The following is a 21451-nucleotide window of genomic DNA, read 5'->3' on the forward strand; positions in this document are numbered from 1 at the left end:
GCTTCCACGTATTTCTTTACGGCATCGAGGGACTACGATAAGGCATCGGGGGGTTACGCTGCCGCAGCCACGGACTACGACGACGTGGCGAGGGGTTACGATGCCGCCGCCACGTATGAACTTGCCGCCGCCGCGGCCTACGATAAGGCGCCCAGGGGGTACGCTGCCGCGGCCCCGGACTACGGCGCCGCCGCCACGTATGAACTTGCCGCCGCCACGGCCTACGATAAGGCGCCCAGGGGGTACGCTGCCGCGGCCCCGGACTACGGCGCCGCCGCCACGTATGAACTTGCCGCATCCACGGGCTACGTGAGCGCAGCCCCGTACTACGCAGCTACGTTATAGGGGTAGCCCAGTGTGCCGGGCCCCTAGGTAGCCGCGCCGAGCCCCTACGCCGCCGAGATGACGTGCTACGCTGCCGGCCAGATGTAAAGGGGACCGTGCAGCACTGAAATAGAGCCATTGCATATCAGCCGAATTTAGCTAAGTTTGTTTTATGAAGATCGCAACGTACAATGTGAACAGCATAAACGCCCGGCTGCCCGTCGTGTTACGATGGCTGGAAGAATCACAACCAGATGTGGTGTGCTTACAGGAGCTGAAGGCCATCCAGGAGAATTTCCCAGAAGCGGCGCTGCTCGATGCGGGCTATCAATCCATCTGGCATGGCCAGAAAAGTTGGAACGGTGTGGCTATCCTCTCCCGTATCGGATTGCCCGAAGAAACCTGCCGCGTGCTGCCTGGCGATCCCGAAGATGCCCACAGCCGCTACATCGAGGCAAAAATCAACGGCGTACTGATCGGCTGCCTGTATCTTCCTAACGGCAACCCTGCTCCGGGCCCGAAATTCGACTACAAATTGAGTTGGATGAATCGTCTGCTTCGCCACGCACAAATGCTGCTCGACCAAGGTGGCCCGGCGATATTAACCGGCGATTTCAACATCATCCCCACCGAAGCGGATGTGTATCGACCCGAACGGTGGGTCAATGATGCGCTTTTTAGGCCCGAAACGCGTGCTGTGTTTACCGCATTGGCAGAACAAGGCTGGACGGACGCCATCCGGCAGGTGTATCCCGACCAAACGGTCTATACCTATTGGGATTATTTCCGCAACGCATTCGGCCGCGATGCCGGCCTGCGCATCGACCATTTCCTTTTAAGTCCAGCGATAGCACCAAAATTGCGTTCCGCCGGCGTGGACCGCGATGTGCGCGGATGGGTAAAGACCAGCGACCATGCTCCGGTGTGGATTGACGTGGAAACGGAATAGCATTGGGTTTATACGGAATAAATAACTATAGATTTAACATCAACAAAAAAGCCCCACGTCGCTGTGAGGCTTTCCGTGGTACCAGCTGGATTCGAACCAGCGACACAAGGATTTTCAGTCCTTTGCTCTACCAACTGAGCTATGGTACCGCATTTGCAACCGTAATAAGGTTGTTTTGGGACTGCAAATGTAGCGCCTTTTTTCATTTAAGAAAACTTTTTTTGAAATTTATTCAGCGGCAAACGGCAAGCGGCTGATTGTGTTGTTGATAAAATGACAACGCGAAAACATACCGAAATAAAAATTAGCCGTACCTTTGTATTTTTAATCCATAGTAATGAGTAAAAGAGGAAGAGTATTGGTGGCCATGAGCGGCGGTGTGGACAGTTCGGTAGCGGCGGTGATGCTTCATGAACAGGGATACGAGGTCATCGGGTTAACGATGAAAACCTGGGATTACGCCTCTTCCGGAAGCTCTTCCAAAGAGACGGGCTGTTGTAGTCTAGACAGCATCAACGACGCCCGTGCACTGGCCGTGTCTTTCGGATTTCCGCATTATATATTGGATATCCGTGGAGAGTTTGGCGATTCTGTTATCGATAATTTTGTGGAAGAATATCTAGCGGGCCGGACGCCGAATCCGTGCGTGCTCTGCAATACCCATATTAAATGGGAGGCCTTACTAAAACGAGCGAATAAACTGGATTGTGAGTTCATCGCCACGGGTCATTATGCGAATATCCGGCAACAAGAGAACGGACGCTACGTCATTTCGAAAGGACGGGATACCCATAAGGATCAGTCATACGTACTTTGGGGTGTCTCGCAAGAGAACCTCGCCCGTACCCAATTCCCTTTAGGCGCTTATACCAAGGCCGAAATCAGGCAATTGGCAGCGGAGATGGGACAACTTGAGCTCGCCAATAAGTCCGAAAGCTATGAGATCTGCTTTGTACCCGACAACGATTACCGGTCGTTTCTACGCCACCGTGTGGAAGGTATCGACGACCGTATCGGGCCGGGCAACTTCATACTTACCGACGGAACGGTTGTGGGCCAACACCAAGGTTACCCCTACTACACCGTGGGCCAGCGCAAAGGATTGGGGATTGCACTGGGGCGGCCCATATTCGTGACGGAAATCTTACCCGAAAGCAATACGGTAGTACTCGGCGATGAACATGAACTACAACGGCGCGAAGCGTACGTAAAGAATGTCAACCTCGTTAAATACGCCGCCATCGAACAGCCAATGGAGGCGGTGACCAAGATACGGTATAAAGATGCGGGCATGACCAGTACCCTCGTGCAACAAGATGGCAATATGAAAGTTGATTTCCACCATGCGGTAAAAGGGATCGCACCTGGCCAATCTGCCGTATTCTATGAAGGCGATGATTTGTTGGGCGGTGGTTTTTTAATGTGACTATATGCTAAACAACAAAAAGAAAGCCCTTCTCGGTTTAAATCGAGAAGGGCTTTCTTTTTCTTTACGCTATTCCTTACGCCTTGCCAACAAGCTCAACCAGGTCGACCAATTTATTGGAATACCCCCACTCATTGTCATACCAAGACACCACTTTCACGAAGTTATCATTAAGTGAGATACCTGCGCCCGCGTCGAAGATCGACGTACGGGAATCGCCACGAAAATCTTCCGAAACGACAGCATCTTCAGTGTAGCCGAGGATGCCTTTTAGTTCGCCCTCTGAAGCCGCTTTGTAGGCTTGCTTGATCTGTTCGTATGTGGCTGGTTTTTCCAGTCGCGCGGTGAGGTCAACCACCGATACGTCGGGCACAGGCACGCGGAATGACATACCCGTGAGCTTGCCTTGCAGTTCTGGAAGTACCAATCCAACTGCCTTCGCAGCGCCCGTAGATGAAGGGATAATGTTTTGGTAAGCCCCGCGGCCGCCTCGCCAATCTTTCACTGACGGGCCATCTACCGTTTTTTGGGTAGCAGTAACGGCATGGATGGTACTCATCAATCCTTCAACGATACCGAAATTGTCATTCAGTACCTTCGCAAGTGGCGCCAGGCAGTTGGTGGTGCACGATGCGTTAGATACGATGGTCTGGTCCGATTTCAGCTCTTTATGGTTCACGCCAATTACGAATGTAGGCGTATCGTCTTTCGCAGGGGCAGACATCACCACTTTCTTCGCACCGGCGTCGATGTGTTTCTGTGCAGTCTCCTTGGTGAGGAAGAAACCGGTAGACTCGATGATAACTTCAGCACCCACTTCGCCCCAATTGAGGTTGGCAGGGTCCCTTTCAGCGGTTACACGGATGGTTTTTCCGTTTACAACGAGATGGCCCTCTTTGACCTCCACGGTACCATCAAATTTTCCATGGGTGGAGTCATATTTCAGCATATATGCCAAATAATCTGGCTCAACGAGGTCATTTATCCCAACAATTTCGATACCCGGGCGGTTTACTGCTGCCCTGAATGCTAAGCGGCCAATCCGGCCGAATCCATTGATTCCAATTTTCATTTTTGTATTAGTTTTTATTTAAATAGTATTTCAACAAATTATGTATAGGCTCCTTGATGACCGTACCAATAGCGATATCGTATTTGCAGGCTACATCCCGCAACCATTCCTCATACCCTGCGGCCACGCTCCCCGTAAAGTTAACGGTCATGCCGGGGTATTGTTTGGTAAGCGGCAAGAGGTATGTCTCCACGTATAATTTCAATCCGTGATAGATGGTTTTTTTCACAAAACGATGTTTGTGATTTTCCATCACAAAATCGGCAAATGACGTCAGGAACAGTGTGGGGTTCGCCTGGTTATACACTTTATCCATGATAACCTTACGATCCAACGGGTATCTTGCCACAAATTTATCAAGTAAATCCTCGGGCATGGTTTCATTGAGAAAGCTCTTCAGCAGCATGCGGCCTATCCAATTGGCCGACCCTTCATCGGCCAAAATATACCCGAGCCCAAAATTATTGTCGCTGGTCCGCCTGCCGTTAAAATAGGCTGCATTCGACCCGCTACCCAGAATACCGATGAGTCCTTTACTGTCGCCGAACGTAGAGATAGCAGATGCTTTAACATCGTGGTCAACCGCTACTTTCGCATTTTTGAAGAACTGTTTGAAGACCGAGGCTATTTTATCCTTCCTTTCGGGCGAGGATGAACCCGCGCCGAAGAAATAGATCCGCCTGATTTTCTCGGCGTAATTGATGAGGTTGTTGTTTTTGTTCAGCAGCTGCAGGATAAAACGTTCATCGTGCAGGTAGGGATTTATCCCCATCGTCCGGAAACCGGTCACAATCTTTCCCTTTTCGGCCAATCGCCAATCGGAAAACCTCGAACCGCTGAACACCACTGCGATCATATGGACAATACCTCCATCATTTCCAACATATCTTTACTCAGCTTGAACACCTTCTTGTTCAGCACGTCTTCAAGGGGCGTTGTTTTTATTTCGTTGCCCCGTAACCCAACCATCATCCGGGTTTCGCCCGCAAGCAGGCGTTGTACAGCGGCATAACCCAGCCGACTGGCCAACACCCGGTCAAAGCTACTGGGCGACCCGCCCCGCTGAAGGTGCCCTAGAATGGTCACTTTCGTGTCGTAGAAATCAAAGCGTTGCTTTACCTCCTTCGCTACATTATACGCTCCCCCATTTTCCTCACCTTCGGCAACAATCACGATGGTAGACGATTTATTGCCCTTCGCGGCAACCTCGAGTTGATCACATAAGGTTTGGATACCTGTTGCCTTCTCGGGCAGTAATATCGCTTCCGCACCGCCAGCAATGCCGGCATTTAACGCAATGCAGCCCGAGTCGCGCCCCATTACTTCCACGAAGAATAAGCGATCGTGCGAAGCCGCCGTATCGCGTATCTTATCGATTGCCTCGATGACCGTATTGGTGGCCGTATCGTAGCCCAAGGTGAAGTCAGACCCGTACAGGTCATTGTCTATCGTACCGGGTATACATATCACGGGGATACCAAACTCACGTGAAAAAACCTCTGCCCCCGTAAAGGTACCGTCGCCCCCTATCGCAATGAGCGCATCGATGCCAGCATCCTTAATGTGATCGTAAGCCTGTTGCCTGCCCTCCTTGGTGCGGAAGGCCGCGCACCTTGCCGTTTTGAGAATCGTTCCGCCAAGCTGGATGATGTTGCTTACCGACCGGCTGTTCATCTCCTGGAAATTGGCATCGATCATTCCCTGGTAGCCCTGATAGATGCCCACTACGGATTTACCGGCGTGCAACGCGGTCCGGACCACGGCCCGGATACAGGCATTCATCCCCGGGGCGTCACCACCTGAGGTAAAAACCCCGACTTTCATTATGCTTTGCACTTTTCTAATAATCTTTTGTAAATTAGCAGCACGAATATAGTGTGTATTTGTTACACTATTAAATTTTTCTAGAATTATTTTTCTACTCGAAAGGTTTAAAGTGAGCAAACTTAGATAAATTTGCTTTTATATGCAATACAATCATACGATATAAAACGGAATGATCGGTCTCCTTTCTGCCATCAGGAGATGCATTTAAAGCGGAAGTAAGCAAATAAAATTAATAGACAAAACACGAGCGGCTTTGCAATCAAATTTACCACATTTACAATCGACATTTACCACAGACTGCGTTATCTTCGGTTTCCACGAGGGTGAGTTGAAAGTGTTGCTTATTGAACGCAACGAGTACCCCTTTAAAGGATGGTGGGCGCTTCCGGGCTTTTTTGTGGAAAATAACGAGAACATCGACGATGCCGTAAAGCGGATACTCTATGAACACACGGGTTTGCGCGATATCTATATGGAGCAATTGTATACGTTCGGTGACCTGAAGCGCCATCCACAGGGGCGCATTGTAACCGTTGCCTACTACGCCCTGGTGCGACTCGACGACCTGAAAAGCCATCCGGAACCGATAACGGATTATGCCCGGCAAGCGGTGTGGCACGCCTTAAACGACCTGCCGGAACTGGGTTTCGACCATCGCCACATCATTGATAAGAGCATCCAGAAAGTACGTCGAAAAATCAGCTATAGCCCAATTGCATTCGAGCTGTTGCCTGAAAAGTTCACCCTTACGCAGCTGCAACAACTTTACGAAGCCATTTGGGGGCGCAAGCTCGACAAGCGTAATTTCCGTAAGAAGATGTTGAATTATGATATCTTGAAGGAGCTGTCTGAGTTTCAACGTGGCGTATCCTATCGTGCCGCAAGGCTATATAAACTCGATAAACGTAAATACGCCAAAGTTTTCCAAAATGAATTAACATTCAGCCGGTAGTTTTGATCACAACAGGCTTAATAGCTTTTCGCGGTTCAGCACCTGGAAAAACGAGCTGTCGCTGTTCAACAAACCATCGGCTAACGTGGCCTTTGCCTGCTGCATTGCCAGTACCTTCTCCTCCACGCTGTCGGGCGTAACCAAGCGGTAGGCCACAACGCTTTTGTTTTGGCCGATACGATGCACGCGATCGATAGCTTGCTCTTCTACGGCCGGATTCCACCATGGGTCGATGAGATACACCACCTCTGCTGCGGTGAGGTTCAATCCGGTGCCGCCGGCTTTGAGGCTGACGAGAAAAACCCGCACGTTGGGGTCCTCCTGAAACGTACGGACTACTTCTCCGCGTTGTTTTGTGCCGCCCGTGAGGCTCACAAAACGCACACCTATTTCTGTCAGCATCTCCCCCACCAGGTGTAGCATCGATACAAACTGGGAGAATATAACGAGCTTATGATGAGGCGCCTTATCGCTCACCTGCTCTTTTAACAATTCGATTTTGGCAGAGTTGGCTTTATTCAACATACCATCCGGCAACAATGCGGGCGAGTTGCAGATCTGCCGCAAGCGTGTCAGTCCACGCAGCACGTGCATGGGGCTTTTATCCAGCTCATCGCCCGAAAGGGCACAGACAAAATCACGGAACTCCCGCTCATAGGCGCCGTATATTTTGCGCTGCTCGTCGCCCATCTCGCTGTATAACACCCGGTACACTTTTTCGGGCAATTCGGTCGCGACATCTTGCTTGGTACGCCGCAACATAAACGGCTGTATTTTCCGGTGCAACTCGTTTCGCCGCTTTCGGTTTTTGAACTGGTCGATTGGTTTACTGTATACATCCCGGAAATATCGCCTGTCGCCCAATAGACCGGGGCAGGCGAATGATAACTGCCCGTACAGATCGAAAGAACTGTTTTCAAAAGGCGTTCCACTGATGGCAATGCGGTTGTGGGCCTGCAATAGCCTTGCCGCTTTATACCGTTGCGATTCGGGGTTCTTGATGTGCTGGGATTCATCCAGATACACATAGTTGAACAGGAAGCCTTTAAGGAACCGGATATCGGATAATAAGGTGGTGTAAGAAGTCAACACCACGTCGTAACCGCCGAAGGAAGCGGTATTTTTCAGTCGATTTGAACCGTAAAGCGTCAATACCCGCAACGTCGGGGCGATGGTAGCCAGCTCCCGCTCCCAGTTGAAAACCAACGTGGCCGGAACAACAACAAGATCGGTGCCGAGCCGGCCGCTTTCACGCTGTGATAGCATAAAAGCAATAATCTGAACGGTTTTCCCTAAGCCCATTTCATCGGCCAAGATCCCCCCGAACTGGAACGTATCCAGAAAGGTGAGCCAGTTCAGCCCCTGTTGTTGGTAGCGGCGAAGTGAGACGTTGATCCCTCTGGGTGAGGGTACGTCGGGCATCGCTTCAAAATTCGCTACCCGTTCCCGTAACGCTTCGATTTCGGCAGCTGCGGCGGTATCCAATGCTGCTCGGTCGAACAGCGTGGCCACCGTTTCGAAATTGGCTTTAGCAAACTGGATCGTTTCGTCGTCTACCACATCGCCGGCTTGGAAGTAAGCTGAAAACCGGTCGATCCATTCCTGTGGAAGAACACCCTTGGAACCGTCATCCAGCGCCACGTATTTGCGTTTATTGCGTAACGCGGCCTGGATTTTTTTGAGCGAAGCTTTCGCTTTGCCGAAACGCACATCATAGGTGGCATTAAACCAGTTTATCCCGCTGATCACCTTGATGTCTATCGAGACCCGATGCGGGTTCAAGTCGTTGTTTGTAAGCTCGTTGAATCCATATACTTCAATACCCGCTTCGTGCCATGCGTCAAATGCCGACAAAAACCACGCTTCATCGAGGAAATGCTTTTTGTGCAGGTAGAAATAATACAATTGATTATCCAGCTGCTCGGGCAAATGCGGGTGTTGCTTCATCAGCAAGGTGATGAACGCCTGTTCGAAATCGGCATCCCGGGGTATACTGAAGTCGTTGCCCTTCCCATCGATGGCAGCTAACTGGTTTTCCGTACGGATAGCCACTTCGGCTTCCCCATACCGAACCACCGGAATAATCATCACGTGATTACCGAAATCGGACAGGTAAAGCAGCCGTTCCGGCATAACCGAAAACCCGCCCTCCCGGAGCTGCCCCGGTGTGCCGGATTTGATATCGGGGTATTCAATGGGGATGACGGTCGAAAGTTTGTCCACAAACGCCCGCCGGAATTCCCGGTATTTGCTCGCGTGAATAAGCAATTGGCCACCCTGTTCTTTCAGTAGGCAAACCACACCCAGCAACGCCGTCCCATCCAGCAGATACAGGGTATCCTTAAAACGCAAAAAGTATCCGAAACGACGGGGCAGTTCATGTAACGGGTACACCTGCCCATTGACAGTGAAAACGCCGGTAATGCGATAGAATGGACCCGCCGCGCGAACGGATAAACGAACGCTGCGCGGTGCAATCGCCACCTTTATTGGCGCCAGTGTCTTGGAGGAGAATGTCTCGCCTATTTCATCGTCATGGTAATAAAACGGGTAGTTGGCACCGTGTTTCACAATGGTCTGCAATGCGGTGAAATCGGCCGCTCTTCGGTCGCCTTCGGTGATTTGCTGGATAGCTGCTATCGCGGCGAAAAGTTTGGCTTCACCGACATCCAGTGTCGACGAAATGAGCTCAAGCGGCTGCAACCGAATGAATGGCGGCTTTAACTTGCCGGCTTTGGTACGTCCTACTTTCATAACGTCCACACGGATATGCCGGTAATATTTATGCTTGCTGAAAACGATTACGTGTTCTTCAGATGCACGGGGTATACCGGGGGGGTGCTTAGCCTGATTATCGGCTTGGTTCCCCAGGTCCAGCAGTTTTACGGAGTTCAGCGGTAGTAGTCCGGCTATTCGGGGCTGTATAACCAATTGGCCGTCAATAAATGCAGGAAGAAAATAACGTTCAAGGTCGGGCTCATGTTCGAGCCCGTAGGCTACAGCCGCTTGTTTGATCTGTTGGTAGCGCAGCGCCGGGCGGTAAAAAACGCCCAGTTCGTCGCGTCGCACAATGGCTATCAGCACCGCCGATTCATACACGGTGAGCCCGCCCGCAGTCGCGGCATCGTCACTCGATACGGTAATGCCGTCAGCATCCTGCGCTACCGCCACCCGTCTGCGTCGGCCATCTGCCGTACGGCAGGTAAATACGCCGGTATCTACCGTAATTTCTTCGGGTTGTACCGACAGGATCGTCCGCGGTTCAATCGGTGTTGCGTCCGCGCCGGCTAACGCCACAGCCACCTCGGTCAGTTGATCTAAGGTCGTATTTTTGAAAATAAAAACATGGGCATTTGAATCAAACATCTTCAGGTAACTTCAAGTGGAACGTGGTGCCCCTGCCCTCTTCACTCTCGACTGTCAACGTACCGTTAAATGCTTGCGCGTATTCATTGCATAGAAACAACCCGAGGCCGATGCCCCGCTCGTTGTTCGTGCCGTACGTAGACCGGGTTTTCAAGGTAAACAGCTCCGCCTGCTGTGCTTTATCCATGCCGATGCCGCTATCCGCTACCATGATCCCGCATCCCGCACCGGTGCGGATGCCCGTTACGCGGATATGCCCCCCGGGCAACGTAAACTTGATGGCGTTGGCAAGGAGGTTACGGATAATCAGCTGCAACATATCGCGGTCTACCAATGCGTACAGGGAGCTGTCTATGTCTGCTTCGAGCAAAATATCTTTTTGGTTCGCATAAATCTTTTGTACGTCTATAACCGGCTTCAGCACCTGCTCGATGTTATTCCGTACCAACGCCAAGCGGAATCCACTCAGTTGGTTTTGCGACCATACCAACATGTTGGACAGCATTTCCTGCGAACCGTGGAGTGCATTGGCCAGCCCGCTTTCCACTTGTTTACGCTCGTCAGCCGTCAGCCGGTCACTGGCCACCAATCGTACATAGCTGTGTAACGATGCCAACGGCGCCTGTAAATCGTGCGAGATAATCGAGAATAATTTCAGCTTTTCGTCATTCAACTTGGTCAACGCAACCGATTTCCGTTCTGCAGAAACCTTTTCGCGGTTATACGCCTGTTTGAGGTATGCTAAACTGAAAAAACAGACGAAAATGCCCGTCGCGTAGGCGAAGGCCATATCGATAAAGTGAGCCCTATTGTTGGCGTAAGTAACCATTATCGTTTGAGGATAATAATACTCCACCACTAACAGCCCGATAACGACCAACAAAAAGAGGGTTACCCACCATTTGTATAGCATTTTGGGCGACATGATGATGATCAGAATGAACGATAGCATAAACGTCAGCAGCGAGGCGCCGTGCACTCCCGCACTGAAGAAATAATTTATCGAAAACATGAAAATACCTACACCGGACGCAATGATCACTCCCCATACTACCCGCTGCTTGAAACGCCCCAAGTAATAGGCCAAGCCAACGAGCGCGGTAAAAACCGCAAATATAAAGGACGTGATCTTCAACCCTGAAAAATAGTTGAACGGGATATTGAAAACCATGATAAACATGGCAGCGAGGCAAACCGAATTCAGTAATCGGTTCTCTAATGAGAACGCCTGGCCACCAATCAAGAAACGCAGCCATCGCCTTACGTTCCATCTACTTTTTTCCGAATGCCCGGTGGTCATAGGGCAAAAGTACGTAAACTATTTGAGTAAATTTTTTAATTCTAAGGTTAATTCCCGTACCTGACCCTCAAAAAAATGACACATAGTAAACCTTGAAAGGGCTGCTTTAGTCAACAAATATTCCGATATTTGCCTACTCGTTCGATTGAACGGCCCTGCAACGTTCTTCGGGGAATCGAATAGCCGGAGGGACGGCAGATGGAAGTACGATATGCATAATGAATATGGTAACAGTAACAGAAAAAGCAAAACAGCGTATCCTTGATATTCTCGCCAAGGAAAATTACGACGACGCCTATTTTATACGCGTAGCGGTAGAGAGCGGCGGTTGTTCCGGATTAAGCTATCGTTTGGACTTTGACAACGAGGAAAAAAAGGGCGACCAGGTATTTGAAGACAAGGGCATCAAAATATGCTTAGACATTAAATCGTACCTGTACCTTGCAGGCACCGAATTGGACTATTCGGACGGTCTCAATGGCAAAGGTTTTGAATTCCACAACCCCAACGCGTCGCGTACTTGCGCCTGTGGGGAGAGCTTTGCGGTATAGCGGGGCTTGTTACTTCAACATAAACAAGTCGTCTACCCCAAGTAACCGCCGGCAGGTAAACCCTTCGGCATATTTCGCGCCAATGTATTTGCCGTATTCCCTGGCACGCCCTTCAATGTATTCCATGAAATCTGGTTTCGAGATATACGTCTCCGGCTCATCGGGTGCGTAAGTATCACTATGGAATTGCGAACGGTAAGCTTTGATAGCCTTTATTTTATCTGCCCATTGATCCGTTACATCCACCGCAATATCCGGCTTGATGTAGTAATCCTGGATGAATTGCAGCAGCAACCGCGGGCGATGGGGGGATTGTGGCGTACCGTCTTCCAGGTGCGTTTCTATTTTCCGCAGACCGGCCAGGAAAACCGCATCGTTGACGAGGTCTCCAGCCCGCCCGTGGTCAGGGTGGCGATCAACCAACGCATTGGAAATGATCATGTCGGGTTGGTATTTGCGTATTGCTTGTATAACCGCCAACTGGTGGGGCTCATCATTACGGAAAAAGCCGTCGCGTAAGCCAAGATTCTCGCGGGCCGACAACCCCAATATTTCGGCGGCTTGGGCGGCTTCTTCATCACGCGACTCAGCGGTACCACGCGTGCCCAATTCGCCACGGGTGAGATCGACAACGCCCACCTTCTTTCCCATTTGTACATGCTTCACAATGGTTCCGCCACAGCCTAACTCAGCGTCGTCGGGATGCACCGCGACGACCAGTAAATCCAGTTTGTTTTTATCCATATCGTTAAAAATACCCGTAAGACGGGCGACGCTCAAGACTGCGTATAATGTTTTCTATCTCGAAATCCTCTTCCGCGCTGTATGTGTTTTTGAGGTTGTGTCCAAAAACACGGGCTACCGATTGGTAGAAAAAGGCGGTTACCCCCCCACGTAAATCCCTCACGACTTCATAACTCGAATTTCCCGTTTGGCGGTCGATAAGCTTAATCAGTATTTCGCCCTGCGAAATGGTTAGGTTCTTCACTTCGCGATTAAACATATCCTTAATTTCCTTTTCGCATGTTTTGACCAATCGCTTTTGGTCACGTCGGTTTTCTGTAACTGCCAAATCGCGGTACAATTGCTGGTACCTGTCTTGTGCGTATTTGGCGTATGGCAATACCTTGATCACATTGTACCGCAACCGCAAGTAACGCGCCTTATCTTCCGGACTCTTGAATACCCGCCTGCGCGTTACGGTTACCTCCGGAATCAGCATCCAGGGTACCCGTTCGCCATCGACCACCGTAGTAGCCACCATGTGCCGTTGGGAGCGCTGGCTATCGGGCGGGTGCGACAATGTATCTTGTGCGCGCACCCCATTTGCCAGCGATGCCAAGCCTACAAAAAACACCAATCGAAGGAAGGCCGTATGATACATTATTCAATAATTATCCGTACATTTACGCATACTACAACTATACAAACTTAGATAAAGTTGCTTTTATATGCAATTATAATCGCGTCAAATAAAAAAGCAACTTTATCGGTCTCTCCGCGACCATTGAGAGACAACTTGTATAGCGGAAATATAGAAATTCTCGACCATAAAGAGCAGGGCGATATGTATGAAAGAATTGGTGATTGATTTAGCGGCCGAAAGCAAAGAGATACGTAAGCGATATCGCGCATTGCTACGGGCTTGCAAGCCCACGCTGCAGCGTGGCGATAAACAGATGATACGTAGGGCATTTGATATGGCACTTGAGAGCCATAAGGATATGCGCCGCAAATCGGGCGAGCCCTACATCTACCATCCGATTGCTGTTGCGCAGATTGCAGCGGAAGAGATTGGTTTGGGCACGACCTCCATCGTATGTGCCCTCCTGCACGACGTGGTGGAAGACACGTATATTACGTTGGAGGATGTGGAACGCGAGTTTGGCAAAAAGGTCGCACGCATCATTGACGGCCTCACCAAGATTTCGGGCATATTCGACCCCAACAGTTCGATACAGGCAGAGAATTTCCGCAAGATGCTCCTTACGTTGGCAGATGATGTACGGGTTATCCTTATCAAACTAGCCGACCGGTTGCATAACATGCGCACGATGGATTTCATGCCGCGCGATAAGCAGCTGAAGATCGCCTCTGAAACCTCCTATCTATACGCGCCCCTCGCCCATCGCCTGGGGCTATATGCCATCAAGTCCGAATTGGAAGATCTTTCCATGAAGTACACCGACCCGGACACCTATAAATTCATCGCCAAAAAGCTGAACGAAAAGAAAGCGGAACGAGAACGATTTATCCTTAATTTCGTAGGTCCCATCAACGAAATACTCCACGAACAAGGGATTAATGCATCCGTGTTTGGCAGACCGAAGTCCATTTATTCGATATGGAATAAAATGCGAAAAAAATCCATTCCATTCGAAGAAGTGTACGACCTGTTTGCCATCCGCATCATCATCGACTCAGAGCAAGACAATGAGAAAGCGGATTGCTGGAAAGCTTATTCGATCGTAACAGACCTTTACCGGCCCAATCCCGACCGCTTGCGCGATTGGGTATCATCGCCCAAGGCCAACGGCTATGAGTCGCTGCACACTACGGTGATGGGCCCTAAGGGCCAATGGGTGGAAGTACAGATACGGACCATCCGGATGAATGAAATTGCCGAAAAAGGGTTCGCTGCCCATTGGAAATACAAGGAATCCAATTCAGACAGCGGACTGGACCAATGGATACAGAAGGTTCGGGAGGTGCTCAGCAATCCGGAATCCAATGCAATGGATTTCCTCGACGATTTCAAGATGAACCTCTTCTCTGATGAAATTTTCATCTTCACACCCAAAGGAGCACTTATCCAGCTACCCCACAACGCGACAGCGCTCGACTTTGCCTTTGAAATACACTCCGATCTGGGGGCAAGCTGTATCGGAGCCAAAGTAAACCATAAATTGGTGCCGCTGAGCCACCACCTGCAAAATGGCGACCAAGTGGAAATCATCACGTCGAGCAAACAGACCCCCAAAGAAGACTGGCTTAGCTTTGTGGTAACTGCCAAAGCTAAATCTAAAATAAAATCGGCCCTTAAAGAAGAAAAAAGACGCGTAGCTGAAGACGGTAAGGAAATTCTTGAGCGGAAGTTAAAGTCGCTGAAAATCACTTACAACACGGAAAACATCAACAAATTAACGATGTTCTTCAAGTTCCCGTCATCACAGGATCTATTTTACAACGTTGCAAAGGGCGAAATAGACATAAAAAACCTCAAGGATTTTGCCCACAGCGAAAAAACAGTCGAGCATCAGCACGGCCAGCAGTTTAATTCGCACATCAGCGGACTTGTTGATAAAATCAACAAAAGAGACCACGAAACACTGTTGATTGGAGACGACCTGCAGAAAATTGACTATACATTATCGCCATGCTGCAATCCCATCCCCGGCGATGACGTGTTTGGTTTTATCACGGTCAATGATGGCATCAAGATACACCGCACCAACTGCCCCAACGCCGCTAAGCTGATGGCCAATTATGGCTACCGCATTGTTAAAGCTAAGTGGACGTCGCAAAAAGAGCTGGCATTCCTCACCGGTTTGCGTATTGTGGGTATAGATGATGTCGGTTTGGTCAATAAAATCACTAAAGTGATATCGGACGATTTCAAGGTGAATATCCGTTCCATCACCATTTCAAGTAATGAGGGTATTTTTGAAGGATCCATTATGATTTTCGTCAATGATACCGCGCACTTGGAAAACCTAATTAAGCACCTTGCGCAAATCAAGGGAATCACCGGGATTACCCGTTTTGATTCGAACAGTTGAAGCCATTAACGGCGTTTGTATATGAGGACGATATTGTGTAAATTTGTACCATTAACTTTCGGATGATGACTCAAACGGAAAACTATCAAACGGTAAAAAAAATTTTCGAGGCGTACTTGGAAAACAAAGGGCTGCGCAAAACGCCCGAGCGCTACGCTATTCTTGAAGAGATTTACTCCAGAAACGACCATTTTGATGTGGAATCGCTGTATATCCACATGAAAAATAAAAAGTACCGCGTAAGCCGGGCCACGGTATACAATACACTGGAACTCCTGGTTTCTTGCGATTTGGTGACCAAACACCAATTTGGCAAAAACATGGCCCAATTCGAGAAATCTTATGGATACAAGCAGCACGACCACATTATCTGTATCGAATGTGGTAAGGTTGTGGAGTTTTGCGACCCACGCATCCACCAAATACAAAGCTTGGTGGGCGAGCTCCTGAAATTCGAAATCAAACACCATTCACTGAATCTATATGGCGTCTGTAGCGACTGTTCGGAAAAAAAAGCCACTGACCCATCGGCAACTACGGTAAACAGAAATGAATTGGTGACCTCCAATTGAGCACCTGTAATGACGCTACCCCATCCAATAGGCGCGCCGTTATGGCACGGCATATCCCTTTTCGATTTAAAGGGGTTATAGTTTCAAAATAATGTTAGATTTGCCCCGATTTCATTCGTTAATATTTTTAATTTTTCAACGCTGATAAAACTATGCGAGTTGATGTGCTTCTAGGCCTGCAATGGGGCGACGAGGGAAAAGGCAAGATTGTGGATGTACTTTGTCCGAAATACGACATGATTGCCCGCTTCCAAGGCGGTCCGAACGCCGGGCATACCCTGGAATTTGACAACCAAAAATATGTATTGAATACCATCCCTTCGGGCGTTTTCAATACGGGCACCCTCAACCTCATTGGCAACGGGGTAGTTATCGACCCGATTATCCTGAAGAGGGAACTGGACGCCCTCAAGAATAATGGCTTCGATCCGGTAGCAGCCGGCACGTTGGTCGTAGCCCGCAAGGCGCACCTCATTTTGCCTACTCATCAATTGCTTGATGCCGCATCAGAAAGTAAAATGGGCGCTGGCAAAATCGGCTCCACCCTTAAAGGTATTGGTCCGACGTACATGGATAAAACGGGGCGGAATGGTTTACGCGTAGGCGACACCACCCTGCCTGATTTTATGGACCGTTATCAACGCTTGGTTGAAAAACATAAATCCATCCTATCCCATTATGGCGATATCCCCGACTTCAGCGAGCGCGAGCAGGCCTTCTTGGAAGCCATTGAATTCCTCAAGACCATTCCGCATGTTGATAGCGAGCATTTGGTAAACCAATACCTCAACGACGGGAAAAGCATCCTCGCGGAAGGCGCGCAAGGCACGCTGTTGGATATCGATTTCGGCTCCTACCCTTTTGTCACCTCTTCCAACACCACAACAGCCGGTGCCTGTACCGGCCTGGGTATTTCGCCTGCGAAGATTGGCGGAGTCATTGGCATTTTCAAAGCCTACTGTACGCGGGTAGGCGGCGGTCCGTTCCCTACTGAACTTGAAGATGAGACCGGCGAAAAACTCCGTCAATTGGGCCATGAGTTCGGTGCTACCACCGGGCGAGCACGGCGTACAGGGTGGATTGACCTTCCGGCACTCAAATACGCCATCATGCTCAATGGGGTGACCGAGTTGGTGATGACCAAAGCCGACGTGTTGAGTGGATTCGACACCATACACGTTTGTACCCATTACATTCAAAATGGCAAAAAAATTGATTACATGCCCTACGATATCATCAGTGTACCGCCCGAGCCGGTGTACGAAGCATTACCGGGCTGGAATGAAGACCTCTGTCCGATTACGGAAACCAGCCAAATACCACAAACGCTCCAAGATTATATCGCGTATTTAGAGCGCCACCTCGGGGTTCCGATCCGGTACCTCTCTGTCGGTCCCGATCGTAAACAGACGCTGGTATTGAGCTAACACTACCATGGTATCTTTAGCGTGCCACCTGGACGATAGTGAGACATTTATCCAAAAAGCGCTGCAATGGGCAGCGCAATTTGAACATGTTTGCTACCTCGACTCCAATGGCTACCGCGATAACCATGGAAACATCAATGTGTTTCTCGCCGTAGGAGCTCATGCATCTTTCGTGTCTGATGGCGAAAACACATTCGGGGCGTTGCAGCAGTTTCTCGATGGCTATCCGAACACATGGGTCCCGGGATATTTGGGGTATGATCTAAAAAATGAACTGGAGGACCTCGAATCGCGTCACCCAAACCGGACAAGATTTCCAGATGCCTATTTTTTCGTGCCGGAATATACGCTGCTCATCGGACAGTTCAATGCGGAAATCAAAGGTCGCGACCCACAGCGTATCGTCGATCAAATCCACTCCACCCAGCCGGTTGAGGAATCGCCGGGGTTTGAAGGGCGGTTAAAATATCGCATGAACAAATCGGCATATTTTGCCGCATTTAACGATTTGCAACGCCACATCCGCCAGGGGGATGCCTATGAAGTAAACCTCTGCCAGGAATTTTATGCCGAAAATGCACAGCTCAATCCGCTTGCGGCATACCGCCGGCTCAACGAGATTTCGCCCACGCCTTTTTCATGTTTTTTCAAATTCGGCCACAACTATATCCTCTCGGCCTCGCCAGAGCGCTTCTTGTCTAAAAATGGCAATAGGCTACTATCCCAACCGATAAAAGGCACTGCGCCACGGGGCAAAGACGCCATCGAGGATGAGCGAATTAAGGTCGCTTTAGCCTCCAATCCGAAAGAAATCAGTGAGAACATCATGATTGTCGATCTGGTGCGCAATGACCTTACGCGGAGCGCATCGCCAGGTACGGTACGGGCCGAGCAACTGTTGAAAATCCACAGCTTTAAGCAGGTGCATCAGCTCATTTCTACCGTTACCTGCGAAATACGACCCCATGTGGGAATGGTTGAGACGTTGCAGAACACCTTTCCTCCGGGTTCCATGACAGGCGCACCCAAAATCAGTGCGATGAAGTTGATTGACCGGCATGAAAACAGTCGCAGGGGCGTGTATTCAGGAGCGCTAGGTTATTTCAGTCCCCAGGGCAACTACGACTTCAGCGTGGTTATCCGCACGCTTTTATACAACGCCGAAAATGGCTACTTATCATTCCATACCGGCGGGGCTATTACCGACAACGCCGATCCCGAAAGAGAATACAACGAGTGCCTGCTAAAGGGAAAGGCCTTATTTGAGGTGCTTAAGAGTAATTCTTAATGGTCAGTTGTTAATTCTGTCAGCCGTTTTTTAATTGTTAGCGGTCAATTCAATTAACAATTGACCATTGACAATTAACTAAGTTTCCCTACAACCACCTTTACCATCTTGTCGTAATCCAGATAGGCGTTTGCGAGACGCTGCACTTCTTCTTGCGTAATTGAATTCACCACATCGGTATAATAGCTGTAATAATCCAATCCCAGGCCCGAGAAATATGCATTCTTGAACTTGTCGGCATGTGAAAAAACATTCTCTAGGCTCCCGAGCATGGCGCCCATCATGTAGTTGCGTACCAGTGCCAATTCCGCTGCCGGCACCGGCTCCTCACGCAATCGCCGGACCTCTCTTTGAATTTCTACCAAAGTGGCTTCGGTTACATCCACGCCAACTTCTGACGCGATGGTAAAGAACGCCCCATGTTTGAGCGATGCTAAGCCGGAGCCAATGTTATAGGTATAACCTTTATCTTCACGTATGTTGGCCATCAACCGCGAACCAAAATAGCCACCAAGCAGGGTGTTGACCACTTGCAAACCCGGAAAATCAAGGTGCGACCGTTGGATGCTGGGGCCACCAAGCCTAATCGCTGATTGTAACGCATCGGCGCGCTCTACCACGATCGGCGCCTTCGTCGAAACCGGCACGAAGGCAGGCGACACATTGGGTGCTATACCTTCCGCTGCGTTTTGCCACCCCTCGCCGAAGAGCCGCTCCAACATACGGATTACCTCATCTGTCACCTTACCAGACACGATCAAGGTGCCGTTTACCGGCTGATATTGCTTCCTAAATAGTGACCGTAAATCATCACGGTTAATATGTTTATAATCAATCAGGTCTGGTGTATATCCGTAACGGCTTTCTCCAAATACCGAACGGTTGAACTGCCGTCGGGCCACGAAGCTGTTCTTCTTCAGGGAAACTTGCAGTTTTTGGGCGCTGTTGCGAATATAGGTCGACAATTCGTTATCAGGGAAAATCGAACCGGTTAGCACCTCCTGTACCAGCGGCAGCAATGTGGGCAGGTGTTTATTGAGTGAAAACAAGGTCAGCGACGAGTGGTCGTATCCAAACGACGGTACCAGGAAAGCACCATGGAAATCGACATGCTCGGCAAGCTGCGCGCTGCTATGGGCAGTCGTACCTTCCAATAGCATATCACACACACACGTATTCAACAACGCTCGATTTTCCGCCGTGAATACATTTCCTGTAATCCACTCAATCCGTACCAGTTCCTGTTCACCCGCATCAAAAAAGAAAGCCTGTAAACCATTTGAGAAGGTCACGTGCTGAGGTTTAATGAGATCAAACCGTGTTGTAGGGAAATGTCCGGGAGCTATTGTTCTATTGAGCATGTGCATTGGATAAATAGATCAGGGTAGATGAGTTTTCTTTCCTAAATAGTTTTTTGGCCTGCTGTTGGATGTCTGCGGCAGTAACCGCAAGGTACCGATCCGTTTCATGGTTAAATCGGTCCGCATCGCCCAGCAGCTCAAAATAGGCTAAGTTCATGGCCTTCTCTAATAGCGCCATCTCTGCGAAGACCATGGTCGACTCGATTTTGTTTTTTACCTTCTTCAACTCGTAAGGTTCAATCGAGTCCGCGCAAAGTTGCTCCAGCTGTTCCCAGATTGCCTCTTCAGCTTGCTCTACGGAAACATTCGGCAGGGGTTTTCCTTCCACCACCACCAAGCCGGGATCTATACTCCCCATTTGGTATGCGTTGATGTCACTAAACAGTTCATTTTCCTTCACCAACCGGCGGTAAAGCCGAGACGAAGGCCCTTGCGAAAGTAAATCCGTAATCAGATCAACAGCATAATAGGCCGCATCGTTACGCGCAGGACTGTGGAATGCGATATATATTGCATTTTGTGGCACGTCAGCATGTACGACCTCGCGGCGAGCTTCTAACTGTGCAGGTTCCGGCGGAAGATGGCGCAGGGGCTTTTGGCCCGCGGGGATGTCACCGAACCATTTCTCGGCGAGTGCCTTTACAGTCTCGGTTTCGACATTCCCGGCAACTACCAGGTAAGCGTTTGCCGGCGTGTAATGCCTCGCAAAGAACGCTTTTACATCGTCCATTTTCGCTTCTTCGATGTGGCTGAGTTTTTTTCCGATGGTCGCCCACCGATAGGGATGAACTTCGTAGGCCATGGGCCGTAGCCGCAGCCAAACATCGCCGTAAGGTTGGTCGAGGTAACGTTGTTTAAATTCCTCACATACCACATTCCGTTGCACATCGAGGCTTTTCTCACTGAATGCGAGCGATAGCATCCGGTCGCTTTCTAACCAAAAAGCGGTTTCTAGGTTCGCTGCAGGCAGCGTAATATAGTAATTGGTGATATCGTTGCTGGTAAATGCATTGTTCTGTGCCCCTGCCGCTTGTGACGGTCCGTCGAAATGTGGGATATTCACCGACCCGCCGAACATCAAGTGTTCGAACAGATGCGCGAACCCCGTTTGCTCGGGGTTTTCATCACGGGCACCTACATCATATAGCATATTCACTACAGCCATGGGCGTAGCATTATCCTGATGTACTAATACGCGCAAGCCGTTGGCCAGCGTAAATCGATTGAAAGAAACCATTCGCTATGTGATATAATACG

18 protein-coding genes and 1 tRNA gene are annotated in these 21451 nt (G+C 49.7%); 9 read left to right on the forward strand and 10 right to left on the reverse strand.

What is annotated here, in order from left to right:
- Positions 1-345: hypothetical protein (locus tag U9S71_RS11075; RefSeq protein ID WP_326327502.1), on the forward strand; the 345-nt coding region annotated here is incomplete at its 5' end.
- A gap of 151 nt (positions 346-496) precedes the next feature.
- Positions 497-1273, forward strand: a complete 777-nt coding sequence (gene xth, locus U9S71_RS11080; protein ID WP_326327504.1) for an exodeoxyribonuclease III — start codon at positions 497-499, stop codon at positions 1271-1273.
- A gap of 76 nt (positions 1274-1349) precedes the next feature.
- Here the strand turns inward: xth and U9S71_RS11085 are convergent.
- Positions 1350-1422, reverse strand: a tRNA-Phe gene (locus U9S71_RS11085).
- A 188-nt stretch (positions 1423-1610) separates the two neighbouring features.
- Between U9S71_RS11085 and mnmA the strand changes: the two genes are divergently transcribed.
- A complete protein-coding gene (gene mnmA, locus U9S71_RS11090; protein ID WP_326327506.1) occupies positions 1611-2699 on the forward strand; it encodes a tRNA 2-thiouridine(34) synthase MnmA in 1089 nt (362 codons plus the stop codon).
- A gap of 76 nt (positions 2700-2775) precedes the next feature.
- Here mnmA and gap read toward each other — a convergent pair whose 3' ends face one another.
- The 3 genes from gap to pfkA are packed head-to-tail and all read right to left on the reverse strand — an operon-like array spanning position 2776 to position 5595.
- The gene (gene gap / locus U9S71_RS11095; protein ID WP_326327507.1) at positions 2776-3771 is read right to left on the reverse strand and encodes a type I glyceraldehyde-3-phosphate dehydrogenase; all 996 of its coding nucleotides are present in this window, start codon (positions 3769-3771) and stop codon (positions 2776-2778) included.
- Between the two features lie 7 nt (positions 3772-3778).
- Positions 3779-4627, reverse strand: a complete 849-nt coding sequence (locus U9S71_RS11100; protein ID WP_326327509.1) for a hypothetical protein — start codon at positions 4625-4627, stop codon at positions 3779-3781.
- Entirely contained in the window at positions 4624-5595 is a 972-nt protein-coding gene (gene pfkA / locus U9S71_RS11105; protein ID WP_436410322.1) for a 6-phosphofructokinase, read from the reverse strand. The genes U9S71_RS11100 and pfkA overlap by 4 nt, the downstream gene beginning before the upstream one ends.
- Positions 5596-5851: 256 nt before the next feature.
- On the opposite strand from pfkA, the gene U9S71_RS11110 reads away from it, so the two are divergent.
- Positions 5852-6550, forward strand: coding sequence for an NUDIX hydrolase (locus U9S71_RS11110; protein ID WP_326327513.1), 699 nt, complete (start codon positions 5852-5854; stop codon positions 6548-6550).
- 6 nt (positions 6551-6556) lie between these two features.
- On the opposite strand, the gene U9S71_RS11115 is transcribed toward U9S71_RS11110, so the two are convergent.
- The gene (locus U9S71_RS11115; RefSeq protein WP_326327514.1) at positions 6557-9916 is read right to left on the reverse strand and encodes a DEAD/DEAH box helicase; all 3360 of its coding nucleotides are present in this window, start codon (positions 9914-9916) and stop codon (positions 6557-6559) included.
- Positions 9909-11216 (reverse strand): sensor histidine kinase, encoded by a 1308-nt coding sequence (locus U9S71_RS11120; RefSeq protein ID WP_326327516.1) that lies wholly within the window; start codon positions 11214-11216, stop codon positions 9909-9911. Before U9S71_RS11120 ends, U9S71_RS11115 begins: the two co-directional genes overlap by 8 nt.
- A gap of 224 nt (positions 11217-11440) precedes the next feature.
- Between U9S71_RS11120 and U9S71_RS11125 the strand changes: the two genes are divergently transcribed.
- Positions 11441-11767, forward strand: coding sequence for a HesB/IscA family protein (locus tag U9S71_RS11125; RefSeq protein WP_326327517.1), 327 nt, complete (start codon positions 11441-11443; stop codon positions 11765-11767).
- Between the two features lie 9 nt (positions 11768-11776).
- Here U9S71_RS11125 and bshB1 read toward each other — a convergent pair whose 3' ends face one another.
- Both bshB1 and U9S71_RS11135 read right to left on the reverse strand, forming a co-directional pair.
- Positions 11777-12511, reverse strand: a complete 735-nt coding sequence (bshB1, locus tag U9S71_RS11130) for a bacillithiol biosynthesis deacetylase BshB1 (protein WP_326327518.1) — start codon at positions 12509-12511, stop codon at positions 11777-11779.
- 4 nt (positions 12512-12515) lie between these two features.
- Complete coding sequence (locus U9S71_RS11135) at positions 12516-13151, reverse strand: DUF4294 domain-containing protein (protein ID WP_326327519.1); 636 nt, start codon at positions 13149-13151, stop codon at positions 12516-12518.
- A gap of 187 nt (positions 13152-13338) precedes the next feature.
- On the opposite strand from U9S71_RS11135, the gene U9S71_RS11140 reads away from it, so the two are divergent.
- From U9S71_RS11140 to U9S71_RS11155, 4 genes are all read left to right on the forward strand, one after another.
- Positions 13339-15546 (forward strand): RelA/SpoT family protein, encoded by a 2208-nt coding sequence (locus U9S71_RS11140; RefSeq protein ID WP_326327520.1) that lies wholly within the window; start codon positions 13339-13341, stop codon positions 15544-15546.
- A 65-nt stretch (positions 15547-15611) separates the two neighbouring features.
- Positions 15612-16118 (forward strand): Fur family transcriptional regulator, encoded by a 507-nt coding sequence (locus tag U9S71_RS11145; protein ID WP_326327808.1) that lies wholly within the window; start codon positions 15612-15614, stop codon positions 16116-16118.
- Positions 16119-16270: 152 nt separating this feature from the next.
- The gene (locus U9S71_RS11150; RefSeq protein ID WP_326327521.1) at positions 16271-17545 is read left to right on the forward strand and encodes an adenylosuccinate synthase; all 1275 of its coding nucleotides are present in this window, start codon (positions 16271-16273) and stop codon (positions 17543-17545) included.
- A 7-nt stretch (positions 17546-17552) separates the two neighbouring features.
- On the forward strand, positions 17553-18833 hold the full coding sequence (locus U9S71_RS11155) for an anthranilate synthase component I family protein (RefSeq protein ID WP_326327523.1): 1281 nt from the start codon (positions 17553-17555) through the stop codon (positions 18831-18833).
- Positions 18834-18907: 74 nt separating this feature from the next.
- Here U9S71_RS11155 and U9S71_RS11160 read toward each other — a convergent pair whose 3' ends face one another.
- Entirely contained in the window at positions 18908-20194 is a 1287-nt protein-coding gene (locus U9S71_RS11160) for a M16 family metallopeptidase (protein WP_326327524.1), read from the reverse strand.
- Positions 20184-21431: a M16 family metallopeptidase gene (locus tag U9S71_RS11165; RefSeq protein ID WP_326327525.1), complete on the reverse strand. Its 1248-nt coding sequence runs from the start codon at positions 21429-21431 to the stop codon at positions 20184-20186. The genes U9S71_RS11160 and U9S71_RS11165 overlap by 11 nt, the downstream gene beginning before the upstream one ends.
- Between the last annotated feature and the right edge of the window lie 20 nt (positions 21432-21451).

Source organism: Parapedobacter flavus (genome assembly GCF_035818675.1).
GTDB classification, from domain to species: Bacteria; Bacteroidota; Bacteroidia; order Sphingobacteriales; family Sphingobacteriaceae; genus Parapedobacter; species Parapedobacter flavus.

Coding starts and splice junctions, on each gene's coding strand:
- xth (WP_326327504.1), top strand. CDS start 497: ATGAAGATCGCAACGTACAATGTGAACAGCATAAACGCCCGGCTGCCC.
- mnmA (WP_326327506.1), top strand. CDS start 1,611: ATGAGTAAAAGAGGAAGAGTATTGGTGGCCATGAGCGGCGGTGTGGAC.
- gap (WP_326327507.1), bottom strand. CDS start 3,771: ATGAAAATTGGAATCAATGGATTCGGCCGGATTGGCCGCTTAGCATTC.
- U9S71_RS11100 (WP_326327509.1), bottom strand. CDS start 4,627: ATGATCGCAGTGGTGTTCAGCGGTTCGAGGTTTTCCGATTGGCGATTG.
- pfkA (WP_436410322.1), bottom strand. CDS start 5,595: ATGAAAGTCGGGGTTTTTACCTCAGGTGGTGACGCCCCGGGGATGAAT.
- U9S71_RS11115 (WP_326327514.1), bottom strand. CDS start 9,916: ATGTTTGATTCAAATGCCCATGTTTTTATTTTCAAAAATACGACCTTA.
- U9S71_RS11120 (WP_326327516.1), bottom strand. CDS start 11,216: ATGACCACCGGGCATTCGGAAAAAAGTAGATGGAACGTAAGGCGATGG.
- U9S71_RS11125 (WP_326327517.1), top strand. CDS start 11,441: ATGGTAACAGTAACAGAAAAAGCAAAACAGCGTATCCTTGATATTCTC.
- bshB1 (WP_326327518.1), bottom strand. CDS start 12,511: ATGGATAAAAACAAACTGGATTTACTGGTCGTCGCGGTGCATCCCGAC.
- U9S71_RS11135 (WP_326327519.1), bottom strand. CDS start 13,151: ATGTATCATACGGCCTTCCTTCGATTGGTGTTTTTTGTAGGCTTGGCA.
- U9S71_RS11140 (WP_326327520.1), top strand. CDS start 13,339: ATGAAAGAATTGGTGATTGATTTAGCGGCCGAAAGCAAAGAGATACGT.
- U9S71_RS11145 (WP_326327808.1), top strand. CDS start 15,612: ATGACTCAAACGGAAAACTATCAAACGGTAAAAAAAATTTTCGAGGCG.
- U9S71_RS11150 (WP_326327521.1), top strand. CDS start 16,271: ATGCGAGTTGATGTGCTTCTAGGCCTGCAATGGGGCGACGAGGGAAAA.
- U9S71_RS11155 (WP_326327523.1), top strand. CDS start 17,553: ATGGTATCTTTAGCGTGCCACCTGGACGATAGTGAGACATTTATCCAA.
- U9S71_RS11160 (WP_326327524.1), bottom strand. CDS start 20,194: ATGCTCAATAGAACAATAGCTCCCGGACATTTCCCTACAACACGGTTT.
- U9S71_RS11165 (WP_326327525.1), bottom strand. CDS start 21,431: ATGGTTTCTTTCAATCGATTTACGCTGGCCAACGGCTTGCGCGTATTA.